Annotated in this window: 11 protein-coding genes and 2 pseudogenes; 5 read left to right on the top strand and 8 right to left on the bottom strand. The window is 47.2% G+C overall.

The window, feature by feature from the left end; genetic code table 11:
* Positions 1 to 74: 74 nt before the first annotated feature.
* The 3 genes and pseudogenes from OXH18_RS08510 to OXH18_RS25485 all read right to left on the bottom strand — a co-directional run bounded on the left by OXH18_RS08510 (position 75) and on the right by OXH18_RS25485 (position 766).
* A complete protein-coding gene (locus tag OXH18_RS08510) occupies positions 75 to 281 on the bottom strand; it encodes a hypothetical protein (RefSeq protein WP_268613266.1) in 207 nt (68 codons plus the stop codon).
* Positions 232 to 491 (bottom strand): annotated as a pseudogene (locus OXH18_RS08515) (tyrosine-type recombinase/integrase); the annotation flags it as partial. The gene OXH18_RS08510 and the pseudogene OXH18_RS08515, both read right to left, overlap by 50 nt.
* Positions 437 to 766 carry a phage integrase N-terminal SAM-like domain-containing protein gene (locus OXH18_RS25485; protein WP_390904355.1) on the bottom strand — a complete coding sequence of 110 codons (330 nt, stop codon included), beginning with the start codon at positions 764 to 766 and terminating at the stop codon, positions 437 to 439. The pseudogene OXH18_RS08515 and the gene OXH18_RS25485, both read right to left, overlap by 55 nt.
* Positions 767 to 1,033: 267 nt before the next feature.
* On the opposite strand from OXH18_RS25485, the gene OXH18_RS08520 reads away from it, so the two are divergent.
* The 4 genes from OXH18_RS08520 (at position 1,034) to OXH18_RS08535 (ending at position 3,155) form a co-directional block, all read left to right on the top strand.
* Entirely contained in the window at positions 1,034 to 1,825 is a 792-nt protein-coding gene (locus tag OXH18_RS08520) for an HNH endonuclease (protein ID WP_268610731.1), read from the top strand.
* Positions 1,826 to 1,953: 128 nt separating this feature from the next.
* The gene (locus tag OXH18_RS08525) at positions 1,954 to 2,688 is read left to right on the top strand and encodes a peptidoglycan-binding domain-containing protein (RefSeq protein WP_268612095.1); all 735 of its coding nucleotides are present in this window, start codon (positions 1,954 to 1,956) and stop codon (positions 2,686 to 2,688) included.
* A 57-nt stretch (positions 2,689 to 2,745) separates the two neighbouring features.
* Positions 2,746 to 2,949 (top strand): type II toxin-antitoxin system HicB family antitoxin, encoded by a 204-nt coding sequence (locus OXH18_RS08530; RefSeq protein WP_268612096.1) that lies wholly within the window; start codon positions 2,746 to 2,748, stop codon positions 2,947 to 2,949.
* Positions 2,946 to 3,155, top strand: a complete 210-nt coding sequence (locus tag OXH18_RS08535; RefSeq protein WP_268612097.1) for a type II toxin-antitoxin system HicA family toxin — start codon at positions 2,946 to 2,948, stop codon at positions 3,153 to 3,155. The genes OXH18_RS08530 and OXH18_RS08535 overlap by 4 nt, the downstream gene beginning before the upstream one ends.
* Before the next feature lie 253 nt (positions 3,156 to 3,408).
* On the opposite strand, the gene OXH18_RS08540 is transcribed toward OXH18_RS08535, so the two are convergent.
* Entirely contained in the window at positions 3,409 to 4,665 is a 1,257-nt protein-coding gene (locus OXH18_RS08540; protein WP_268608000.1) for an IS110 family RNA-guided transposase, read from the bottom strand.
* A 471-nt stretch (positions 4,666 to 5,136) separates the two neighbouring features.
* On the opposite strand from OXH18_RS08540, the pseudogene OXH18_RS08545 reads away from it, so the two are divergent.
* Positions 5,137 to 5,643: pseudogene (locus tag OXH18_RS08545) on the top strand (Swt1 family HEPN domain-containing protein).
* 203 nt (positions 5,644 to 5,846) lie between these two features.
* Here OXH18_RS08545 and OXH18_RS08550 read toward each other — a convergent pair.
* The 4 genes from OXH18_RS08550 to OXH18_RS08565 are packed head-to-tail and all read right to left on the bottom strand — an operon-like array spanning position 5,847 to position 12,219.
* Entirely contained in the window at positions 5,847 to 6,224 is a 378-nt protein-coding gene (locus OXH18_RS08550; RefSeq protein WP_268612098.1) for a response regulator, read from the bottom strand.
* Positions 6,217 to 11,166, bottom strand: coding sequence for a PAS domain S-box protein (locus OXH18_RS08555; protein ID WP_268612099.1), 4,950 nt, complete (start codon positions 11,164 to 11,166; stop codon positions 6,217 to 6,219). Before OXH18_RS08555 ends, OXH18_RS08550 begins: the two co-directional genes overlap by 8 nt.
* A 4-nt stretch (positions 11,167 to 11,170) precedes the next feature.
* Entirely contained in the window at positions 11,171 to 11,746 is a 576-nt protein-coding gene (locus OXH18_RS08560; RefSeq protein ID WP_315874692.1) for a winged helix-turn-helix domain-containing protein, read from the bottom strand.
* Positions 11,647 to 12,219: a response regulator transcription factor gene (locus OXH18_RS08565; protein ID WP_268612100.1), complete on the bottom strand. Its 573-nt coding sequence runs from the start codon at positions 12,217 to 12,219 to the stop codon at positions 11,647 to 11,649. The genes OXH18_RS08560 and OXH18_RS08565 overlap by 100 nt, the downstream gene beginning before the upstream one ends.
* Between the last annotated feature and the right edge of the window lie 469 nt (positions 12,220 to 12,688).

Genomic DNA, 12,688 nt, shown 5'->3' on the forward strand with positions numbered 1-12,688 from the left:
ATCAACACAGCCTAGCCTCCTGTTGTCGTCAGGAAGTTAGGTTAGCTGGTTAGGGTTGTTGGACGCTTCCCTAATCAGCGCCAGTACCTTGAGCCGTTCAGCCGTTCCTCTCGTCCTGCGAAAGAACCAGCATCGCCATAGCATAAACCAACTCGATCGGGTTGCACAAGCGTATCGAGCCTTTTTTTGTCAGCAATTTTTGATGATGAGGCAGGAGAGGGCGATCGAGTTTCACGCATCGAGGGGACTGCGAACACCCCTGCCACCGCGATTGAGCACATGGGTATAAATCATCGTCGTCTTCACATCTTTGTGCCCAGCAACTCTTGCCCCGTGCGGATGTCGTAGCCGTCTTCCAGTAAGTGGGTGGCAAAACTATGGCAAAAGGTATGGCACCCAACTCGCTTCGCAATGCCCGCTACACGAACCGCTTGCTTTAGCGTTTTCTGTACCCCACTTTCATGCAGATATGGAAGAGACTGTACCTGCGAATCCAGCCAACATAACTTTGCTCGGTTCGATAGGAATAATGTTTCAGACGAATCGTATCGCAAACTTGGTCAAGCAGTTTTCTGGATCGGGATGCCATCGCGAGGCGGGTAGATGACAGTAGCACTTGTGTGCTAAATGCTACATCTCTTGCCTGCCTACTGACCATGAAGATTTGCTGAAGCGATCGGCATATCCCCTTCAATGGGCGTATTATGCAGAACAAGATCCAGATAAACACCTCTATCAGGGTAATTATCACCATCCCATTCGGCATAACCTCTGAGTTCGAGTAAGTAGCTCGATAGAGTTCTGTATAACATTCCGATTTGGGCAGTTATGCGGATGAGATTCGGTATAACTACCCCCAGAGGAGGTGATATGCAACTTTGATTCTGGTTAACTACCTTGCTACAGGGTGTTAGGCGGAATTTAGGCAGGGGAATCAGCATAAACAGTAGTTAGGCGGCTCAAGGTTATCTGTGGGGGCGCAGCCGAAAGACCATGAGTGTGACACTTAAATCACAATCAGCAAGTGCCTGGTATGGGTCATGTTTTCAAACCAAGTACAATACCAACTGTTGACGAGTATGTGTCCGGTTTATCTGCGCTCGGTTCTCGTATCAATGAATTACAGCTTCGTTTACTACAAGAGCAGTATTACGCCCCAAATCGCACTGTTACAGCGACCCAACTTGCAGAGCTAATAGGCATTGAGAGCGGACGTGGCATGGTCAATCTGCTATACGGTCGGCTAGGACGGTTATTCTGCGAAGCAACAGGATTTGAGCCAAGTCAGCGAGAAATTGGTACACATCGATGGTGGTCTGTCTGGTCGAGCGGATACGAAGAGCGTAATCCCTATCGATTTTTCTGGGAAATGCATCCAGAAGTTGCAGAAGCTCTCGAAGCTTTGGGTTGGGTTACGCCTGAACGTTCTTCATCGGTCACGTTTCCTGATGAAGTTGATGAGACTACAGTTTTCCGCGAAGGCGCAGTCTGCAAAGTTTCAGTTAATGCTTATGAACGCAGCCCTCAAGCTCGTCAAAGATGCATAGCTTACTATGGAACAAGTTGTTTCGCTTGTGGCTTCAATTTCGGTCAGGTTTTTGGAGAATTAGGCGAAGGTTTTATTCACGTACACCATCTCTGTCCCATTTCTGAGATTGCCGAAGAGTACGAGGTTGATCCTGTCAAAGATTTACGTCCCGTGTGTCCTAACTGTCATGCCATGATTCATCGCCGCTCTCCTCCGTTGAGCATTGAGGAGCTTCAAATTTTGTTGAGCAGTTCTAAAGTTCAACCGCCTCCTAACAATTCGGGTGCAGCGGATTGACCGAAGCCGCTTGGGTGAGTTGCAAAGTTCTCGGCAACCGCTGACCAGAACCGTTAACCCTCAACTTCTTCATGGAAACATAGTTAGAATGTACTCGGTATACTGGTCTTGATGAGACGAGCATTGTAATGATCGGTTATCAAAATCTTTTGTTTGCTTATGCTTCTGGAGAAAAAATGAAAACTGCTCAAAATTATGACGATAATGCTAAAGAAGCCAAAAGAATTAAGGAAGAGGCTAAAAGACTAAAGTTTTTCGGATATTCTTTTTCCGCAATAGCTTTCCTGATATTTGCGTATATACTTCTATTCTCAGTTGAGAAAGAGCTTAAGCAACAGGCAATTTACTGGTTTGGATTGTCTTTCATAGCAGCAATTATTCCAAATGTTAAGCAGTTCAAAATTAAGGATATTGAAGTTCAATTACAGGAGATATCGGAAAAAGTAGAAGATAACAAGAAACTAATAGAGCAAAGGACTGAAGAATTAAAAGAAAGCTTATTCTTAAGCCTTGAATCAGTAAGAGAGCAAGAACAGTCTTTGTTAGAAGAGTATAAATTAAAAAGAGCGGCTGTAAATCAAAGCTACGCAGAGAAGCTAAAAAAGGTTACTCCAGAAGAGAGATTAAAAGGACAGAAAAAATATACTCGTCTTCATTTAGCTAAAATAGACATAGATATAGCTGATTTGAAGAAAATGCTTCAGGAAGTTAAGTTTTATCGAGGTGTAGTAGATGAAGTGTTCGATGAGCAGCTAGCACGATCAATTAGTGATTTTCAGGAGGTATATAAGATAACGCCAGTTCATGGAATTGCCGGACCTCAAACTTTAAGTAAGCTTAGTGAAGTAAGAAAGCAGAATTAAGTGAATCAGTTAAGGTACATATGTTAGTATGTTTTCAGCAATCAGCTTGATAGGCATATGAAAATTAGGGCGATTATTCATCCAGCGGAAGAAGGTGGTTATTGGGCAGAGGTTCCTGCACTTCCCGGTTGTGTCACTGAGGGAGACACGATGGAGGAGGTAGTGGCAAATTTGAAGGATGCTATTGAAGGGTGGCTTGATGTTGCCAATAGTCGTAATGCAATTGAGTCAACCGATCAAGTTATCGAAATTGCTGTATGAAATCTATTTCTGGCAAGCGATTGTGTAAGATTGTGGAGCAAAAAGGTTGGGTTTTACGAAGAATTACTGGCAGTCATCACATTTACGAAAATCCTGAAGTAGAGCAAATCCTATCAATTCCTGTTCATCGCAATCAAGATCTGAAGCTTGGAACCTTGAGAGCCTTGATGAGAATCGCTCAGTTGTCTGAGAACGATTTACTTTGAATATAAATTATTGAGGATTGTGAGCGGTTGCGGAGGGCTAACATAGCCTCTGAGGAGGATGGGGTCAAGTAAGTTTTTGAGTCTTTTTCAGTTGGCTTCTCGGCTTTTGAAACTTAGACAAACGATTGTAGGTTGGCTCTGAAAATGTGCATAATAGTATGCTTCAGAATCAACCATTCGTTCCTATTTTTGTTGCATTTTCTATCTCTTTAATCTTTCCTACTTTATCTCCAATAAAAACTGAATTTCCTTCTCAAATTGCCCCCAGCAACTTTACAATTGGCGAACCCTTACGCTGTAATGCTGCAACATACTTCGCCTCATCATATGGCTCTCGATTCTTCCAACAACCAAACAGAATCCGTATCCACTTGAACGCTAACGACCGCATCGCTGCTGGATGAGAATTGCCCTTGGCTCGCTGCATTCGATAATAGGCTTGTGCCCAAGCACAATGATGTCGGCTTTGATTGACCCACTCTACAAACGTCTGTCGCAAGAAGATCGGACAACTCCATCGCCAATGCACCCAATTCTTCTTGCCACTACTCTCTCTAACAGGGGCAATGCCAAAGTAACACATCATCTGCTGGGCACTGTCAAAACGCGATCGCTCTTCCCCAAAGGCTGCAAGTAATCGGGGAGCCAGATGTTCTCCAGCACCAGGAAGGGCTGCAAACCAACCTGCATCGGGAAGTGCCGTGAAACAACGATCGATCTTGAGCGTCAGTTCCGTTAAGCGTAGGAGTAACGGCTTTAACTGACCGATCAAGGTTTGCACGAGCCATTGCATCGGTTCGACAATGCCTGGGTCTTCGGTTAAGGAAATGCCAGAGGCGGCAATTTGTGCAATCCGACGAGTGATGGCACTACGACGAATCACTTGATGAGAGCGGAAAAACTGAGTTAATTCCTCTGGGGGCGCCGCTTGAGCGTCCTTGAGCGTGGGGTAACGTTCAACAAAAGCGCAAAATACCTGAGTATCCTTGTCCTCAAACCAATCCAACACTTGAGGATAGTAATTCTTCAGCGCAGCAATCCTGCGATTGCTCAGACGGACCTTCTCACCGACCAACATCCGTCTGGATTCAACCCACTGCCTTAATGCTCGCATCTGAGCACTTTCCGGCTGCCAGGCTGGAAGTTTGTCCTGGTGCTTTTGCAGCAGTTCGACCAGGATGCGGGCATCAATTGGGTCTGACTTGGCACGAGACGGCTGAAAGGCTTTGCGGTAGTTGGAAACGGTGCGTGGGTTGATCGGATAAAGCACCAAGTTTTCGTACTGGCAGAGCGCATAAATCAGTGGACCGCGCTTCTGCTCTAAGCACACTGCCAACAAAGCATTGCCGTATCGCTTTCGTAATCCCTTGACCCAAGCAGCAATGGCATCCGGTTGTGCGCCAATGACAGACTCTTCTATTTCACCTGTGGTGCAATCGTAAAGATAAATGTCGTGTTTGCGGTCAGACCAATCAATCCCGATGTAGGCAGCGTACACGTTCTGATTCATGATGTTATTCTCGAACTACAGTTGGTGATGCAACTGGGACTGCTTCTGCTCAGGCGAAAAGATTATGGCAGGTGTAGTCGCACCGTCCTCTGAGGATTCGTTATCGAGAGAAGCACAGGGTGGGGCGAGTCGATATGTTAGTAGACATCAAGTGTCACGCGATGCATGGTCGTCTCCCACCCTGTCTCCCAGTCCTGAGGCTGAGCTTACACCCTCTGCTTCAGTCCTGTCCCCCCATAATTCAAATGCAGCGGACGGTTGAAAATCTCTGGTGCTGAGGTCAAGGTTATCTGCCGCCGCTGCACTTCACCGTTAGACCTCACTCTGTTTAGGGAATTCTAGAGACAGCCCACCTATCTCTCTTATGGTTGGGTTGCAAGGAGATTTTGTATGGGAGTCAGTAATCGGGAGCGCATTGGAAAAGCATTAGACTCCCTACGCCAAGGTTTGTATCCCTATGTTGAGCAGAAGATGGAAGCAGTGCATGGTAGCACATGGTTAACCAAAGCAACCTCACATTTGCGAGATTTCCAAAAAGCAAAACAGCAAGCAGCCGATATTATCTAGGAAGATGTATCTGCACTGTTAACAGTAGTAAACAGAGAATGGGATAAGGTCTTTAAAGGGAGCCTCAGTCAACCCGATCGCGCTCTTGTCAATGAGCTACTTGAAGTTCGTAATCAATGGGCACATCAGTCAACATTTTCAACAGATGACACATATCGGGCTGTAGACAGTGTACTTCGGCTACTCAAATCCATTGCAGCCTCTCAAGCAACAGATGTAGAAAAGCAGCGACAAGACGTTCTTCGTCTTTTATCACAGGAACAGGCAAGACATGAAATACGCACCATACCAGTTTCACCTGCCGAGGAAGCTCGTATCAGACAAAGGCTAGATGGATTACTGAAGCGCTTGCCATTTCAGAATGCTTATCTACTAAACCAAGCTTTAACACACACCTTTATTAGCTTTTAACCACTTCTGTCAGGCAGCCAGCCAATAATCTTGCGCGATCGACCTTGGATTCAAAATGTGTAGCTTCTTGCAGATTCAAGAGTACATTCGGAACATGAAAACAACAGGTGTCACCATGACAATCATCGCAAGCCCCTCGTCTGCTCTAGCAGAGAAATTGGGGTAAGGGTAGTGCGAGGTTTGTTACTTAATCGGATCAAACTTCACACATTCCAATCTAAGAGTGCTGCAACCTGTTGCCAAATTGTCATTGGATCGAATGGTTTGATGATGACACCTGCAACATTCAAAGCTGCAAAGCGCTGTTGATCGCTTGGTAAGGCCTTAGCCGTCAAAACGATTACAGGAATGGTTCGAGTTTTGAAATCTGCTTGCAAAGCGTCTTGCATTTGAAATCCATCCATATCTGGCATTGAGATATCGAGAAGAATGGCATCAATCGCCTCAGTTTTAGCAAGCTGCAAGCCTTCCATTCCTGATGCAGCTGTTAAAGTTTGCCAGCCCCCAAATTCTTCCAACGCGGCCTGCACCACATCCCGAATTTCATCGTCATCGTCCACAATCAAAATCCGTTTAAACATAATCGCGGTTCCTGCTTATAGGCAACGTAAAGTAAAAAGTGCTTCCCTTGCCTAATTCACTTTCTACCCAAATTCTTCCGCCATGTTGTTGCACAATCTTTTTGCAAATGGCTAATCCTAATCCGGTTCCTCCTTTGTTGCGAGAATCAGATACATCCACTTGTTGAAATTGTTCAAAAATGAGGTCAAGCTTGTCTTCAGGAATCCCTCGTCCTTGGTCAGTAATGGAAAAGATAATAAAGGGAAGTCGGGAATTGGGAGTTGGGAGTTGAGAGCCGGAGAGGAATGTTTCTTCGTCTGATCCCTGTTCTCGATTTCCCATTTCCACCTTCAGCCATACTGTAGCGCCTGGAAATGAAAACTTGATGGCGTTACTGAGCAGATTCGTTAAGGTTTGAACGATAGCATCTGGTGCAGCCCATAGGGTGACAGCCACTGGCGTGACCACAAGTGTGACATCAGCTTGATCGGCGATCGTCTGTACACTGTTTACGGCTTGTTGCAACAAATCGGTAACTTGGCATGGTTCAACTTGAAGCGGAACCATACCAGATTTCAATCGCTCTAATGTTAGGATATCGTTCACTAATCGTACTAATCGTTCGCTGCTGCTGATGGCAATTTGCAACATGTGTTTTGCTCTTTCAGGTCGATCGTCAAATACTCCCGACGCCAACATACCTAGAGCACCCCGGATTGAGGTTAGTGGCGTGCGCAGTTCATGACTGACAACTGAAATGAACTGGTCTTTCATTCGTTCTACTTTCAGTCGCTCGCGAATATCTTGAGCATGTCCCACACTATATAGTGGTTGACCGTCTTGATCGCGAATTAACGCCACATGGATCAGCACAGGAACGATCGCGCCTTGTTTCGTGATGTATCGTTTTTCTAATTCAAACGAAGTAATTTCCCCAGCGATCATGCGACGAATTCCTGCTAAATCCTCTTCTAGATCAGCCGGGTGAGTAATTGTTTGAAAGGTCAGAGACAGGAGTTCGGCTTCGGTATAGCCAACCAGATCGCAATAGCGCGAATTCACCTTGACAAACTGTCCCGTCATTGTCACCAGCGATACACCAATGGGGGCCTCATCAAAGGCTCGGCGGAATTGTTCTTCACTGGTACGCAGGGCAGCCTCTGCCTGTTTCAGGTCAGTAATATCCACCTCTACACCGTCCCAAACTGTGCGGCCATCTTCTAAGCGCCGAGGAATCGAACGAATTGATGACCAGTGAATTTCTCTGGTGGCAGTGCGATGCCGCATTTGCAATTCAATAGGCGTTAGGTTTTCCAGCGATTCTTGCGCAGCTTGATCAGCACGAGCCAAGTCTTCCTCAAACCCAATCGTGCGAGTCAGTTGGGGATTAGCCAAAATATCCTTGGCCTTCAAGCCTAATAGCTGTTCAACCCCAGCACTGACATAGGAGTAATAAAACCCTTTACCTGGCTCATACACGCGCTGATAAATGAATCCTTTGGGTAAATTATCGCCAATGGCCCGCAGCATCGCTTCTCGTTCTTGCAAAGCTTGTTCTGTGCGTTTGCGATGGGTGATGTCGAGTGACGTGCCAATCAGTTTCATCACCTGTCCCTGCGCATTAAACAACGGTTCACCTCGCGAATCGAGATAGCGAATGGTTCCATCTGGATGCACAATCCGCAGATCTAACGTATAGGGAATTCCCTGAGTAATTGCTATTTTGACGCTTTGTTGCAGGGCGGCGCGATCGTCAACATGCACCCGTTGCAGCAGATCAAACAAATTGGGAGGGGGCTGAGTTGAATCGAACCCCCAATGATGAAAGATAGCATCGGAACAGGTAACTTCCTGACTTTCTAAATCAAGCTCCCAATTCGCTATCTGCGCCACCTGTTGCGCGATGGCTAACCGTACTTGGCTTTGCCGCAAGGCTTCTTCAGTTTGCTTATGCTCTGCTAGTTCGGTTTGCAACTGCTGATAGAGATTCGATTGATCAATGGCAATCGCCAACTGGTCACTAATTCGCTGCAAAAATTCTGCTTCCGATGGCTGCCACTGCCGATGGTGAGCACAGGCATGAACGATGAGCAACCCCCAAACCACCACCTGCGAGTCTGTGTGAGTCTGCACGATCGGAGCCACAACCTTAGATTTAACCCCCACCGATTGCATGAATTCTGCTAAACAAGCAGCCCAATCATCCGTTGCTACATCCGGCACAATGCGAGGCAGTCCCTGCTGATAGTGCCGCCAGCATGCTTCTGAAAAATGCTCATCTTCCCAGTGCATCTGATTGATGATTGGGTAGTTTGGCACGACAGCTTCCTGGATCACCTGTCCCGAACCATCGGGATGCAGACGAAAAATTAAGGCACGATCGGACTTGAGGGTTCGTTGCACTTCCGTCACCGTTGTGGCCAAAATTCGCTCTAAGTCCAGTGATTGCCGAATGGTTTGCGTAATTGTAGTCAGTAACCGTTCCGCTTCTGCCTGCGATCGTAGCGATTGTTCTAGCCGTTTGCGATCGGTAATATCGAGAGCCGTGCCATAGAGCTTGAGCACCTGTTGCTGATCATTAAACACCGCCTGACCTTTGCTGACTAGATAGCGAATGGTGCCATCAGGACGACAGATGCGATGTTCAACCTCGTAAGGCGTACCGTCTGCGATCGCTTGATCAATGGCTGCTTGCAAACGGCTGCGATCGTCAATCGGGAGCAACTCCATCACGGCGGCATAGGACAACTGCCACTGGGTGGGGGCTAGCCCAACGATGTGGAAAAGCTCTTCTGACCAAGTAACAGTTTGAGTGGTGAGGTTAAATTCCCAACTACCCAACTGCGCAATGCGTTGAGCTTGCAGCAGGTTGGCTTCGCTGTTCCTCAGGGCTGCTTCTGTTTGCTTTAATGTCGTAATATCCCGGCCAACCGACTGCAACTCTGTTGCATTTCCATGCGCATCAAATAACATCCGATTAATCCATTGTGTCCAGTGCACTTCGCCATTGACTACCACGCGGTTTTCGTCAACGGTGGTAGGGTTCATAGGACTCATGGAGCGTAGCTCTTGCGTGACTTGCTCTTGATCGTCTGGGTGAATCAGGGGGAGATAACTCTTGCCAAGGATATCCTCTTGGCGAACGTTGAAATAACGACAGTACGCATCATTGACAAACAACAGAGTTGTGTCTGGTAACGATCGGGTAATTAGTTCGGTTTGATCTTCCACAATGGCACGATATCGAGCCTCGCTTTGTTGCAGTGCCAGTTCAGCCACCTTTCGATCGCTAATATCTCGATGTACTACAATCACACAGGGTTGCCCTTCTAACATCCGCACTTCCGCCGACAGCAACACCGTTTTGACAGTACCCAAGTGAGTATATAGCTGAATTTCTAAGTTACGCACGCGCCCCTGCTGTTGCAGTAAGGTTCGGTATTGATGACGCTGGTTTAAATCATGCCAAAAGTTGAGTTCAACGGTCGTACGTCCAATCATCTCGGAACGGGAATAGCCAAAAAATTCAATTAAACTATCATTTACCTCCAGCAAACGCCCTTCTTCTAGGCTGGCGATTGCCATCGGATCAGGGCTGTTGCGAAAAACCGTCGTGAATTTTGCTTCCGATTCCGCCAGTGCCGCATGAATCCGATCGAAGGACTGTTGCAGTTGGTCTGCCATTTGGTTGAACGTCTGTGCCAGTTCATTCAATTCCTTAATGAAGCTATCCATTGGCAGCTGTTGATCGAGATTGCCCCTTGCCAGTTCTTTGCTAACCCGATTTAATTGCCGCAGTCGGGCGGTAAGTCGATGAGCCGCCAGTAAGCCTAGGGTAATTGCGACTCCTAGCGTCAACAAACATAGCAATAAGGCTTGCTGAGCATGATCTTGAATGGCTGCCAGAAAATGAGACTGGGGTACGACGGTAATAATGCGCCAATTCAGCCCGTATGGGTCGCGAAATGGTGTGATTTTGACGTATTGCTGATCGCCGTTGTAGCGAAAGTGTAGAGATTGATGGGAATTGGATTGAGTCAGTGAGTTGGGTCGATCGCGCAAGTATTCTCCCAAGGCTCGCGTCAGATCGTTCTGACTTTCCTGTATCTGCAACTGCCGAAATGGCCGCTGATATCCAGAACCAGGTTCCAGCATGTAGGGTAGCTCTTGGGTAGAGGTCGCAATCAGTGCACCATGGGCATCGGTGATTATAACTTGACCAACCTGGCTAATATCTAACTGGCGCAGAAATTCGCTCAAGTAATCGAGCCGAAGATGAACGGCAAATACTCCTAGTAACTGTTGGGTGTTGCGATCGTAGACGGGTTGAGAGGCATCTAAGGTCAGCAACTCCTGTGAGCCATACTGGGAAATAAGATTCCATCCTGGCTTACCAGTGGTCACGGCTCGTTGATACCAAGGCCGATCGAGGCGCACATCGAACCCTGTCTGGGTTGTCACTAGATTGCCGCGTTTTCCATCTTGACCCACTTGGTAAATCAGTAGTTCATCGGGACGCGGGGGGTTGGCAGCCACTAGGTATAACTCCTGAAACAACCGATCGACTAATCGAAACCTGCCCTGTGGATCAACAAACAAGACCGCCGACACCTGGTCAAATTGCTGTAGTCGATTGAATAGCATGGCTTCCAAAGCAGGAAGATCTTGTAAATCCAGTTGTTCCTGATTGACAGCATCAACGTTCAATCGATTGATCAGCATCGGCGCTTGCACATAGGATTTCAGTTCTTGGGCCACGCGATCGTTCGTTTCGGTGACAAGTTGCTCTCCCAAATTCGCTAAAGCAGCTTGTCCATTGCGATAGGACCAATAGCCCACAAGTGTCACTGCTCCAATCGTGGGCAACACAAACGGAACAGTTAAAACCCAGCGCAGGGGAATCGTGGCTAAGGAAAACTTGGACACCCTTCGTCGCAGAGCTTCAGCCAAGGCGATCGACATCCGGTTATCTCCTGGCAATGTTTGGTTCAGCCGCCTCTGCGAGAGAGGCTGTCAGAGCTTGCTGTAAATCCTCTAGGCATTGAGAAAACTGCTGAGCCAACTGGGTTTCTTGGTTGATTGGAGCCTCCAATAAATGTTCAATCGCTTCGGCAATCTTTGAGGCTTTGACATAGCCAAATGTTCCCAGTCCGCCAGCTAGTTTGTGGGCTTGCAGACGGGCAGCAGTTTGTTGCTGTGCACTGAGGGTACCAGCTTGTAGCGATCGTTCGACAGATTGCAACACCGCCATCCGTTGTTCCAGCGAGACCTGAAAGCGCTCGGCGACTTGCTGAATGATGGTTCTGACCCGTTGCTCTCGATCGTTCCAATCATCCTCTGGTACTGGTCTTAGACGATAGCCCATACCGTAGACTGTTTCAATCAATTCGGCTGTCAGTCCGGCTGCCTTCAACCGATGGCGCAAATCTTTAATTAAATTTGTCACCGATCCTTCCACTGGTGTTTCCTCAAATGACCACAGATGGTCGATAATGGCTCCTCGGCTGAGGACGTGTTGAGGATAGCGCAGGAACAGTTCCAGTAAACAATATTCTTTGGGGCGAATGCTATCTCCTGTTGCTTATACATCACCTGTGCCCGCGCCGGATCAAGGCTCAAGGCTCCCCAAGTCAAGATTGGGGACGGAACAGCGTGACCACTGCGACGTAGCAAGGCCCGCACCCGCGCCAAGAGTTGCGATGAACTACAGGATTTGGCAACATAGTCATCCCCCCCAGCATCTAGCCCAGCAATAATATCTTCGTTCGAGTCTTTCGTCGTCAGCATCAAGATCGGGGTTTGGCAACCTTGAGCGCGCAAACGATGGCACACTTCAATTCCGTTAATGTTGGGCAACAAAATATCTAACAAAATGAGATCGTAACTCCATCGGATTGCCATCTCTAGCCCTGCTAAGCCATCTGCAATGACATCAACAGCATAGTGATGCTCAGAAAGGGTAGCAGAAAGTAATTCACTGGTATGATGGTCGTCTTCTATCAGAAGGATTTTCATAATGAATCCTCTCCTGTTAAGGGTACGTTTTCAGGAAACAACTTGTAAAAGTACAGTTTAAATAAACTCCTTTGCCCAGCATCCTAGCGTTACAGCCCCTACCGAATACAGGCATGGCCTCATCAAACTTACGGTTGCAGTGCTGCTAGCCGAAGTGCTGCTAACCGATAGGAAATCTACAACTCAGGTGCGCCTTCACCAAAATTAACGCCTCCGAGTTTAGCCCCAATCACGCCTACCAATCACTACGAATAGATAATGCAACGTCAACGCCTAAGAACGCCTGGAAGCATTCGGTTTTGGGCGTTGCTGCATTCAAGTCGGAAAGGGTATCCCTCTCAAGCTCCGTTAGAGCAATCAGTAAAACAATAAACAGTCAAATACCAGCGTTCTAATACTCTTACCATCTCTAGTCTATTTTTGGCAGCGAAGATCTGATGATTAAAAAAATTAGAAAATTGGGCAACTG

Origin of the sequence: Thermocoleostomius sinensis A174, from assembly GCF_026802175.1 — a bacterium.
GTDB lineage: Bacteria > Cyanobacteriota > Cyanobacteriia > Elainellales > Elainellaceae > Thermocoleostomius > Thermocoleostomius sinensis.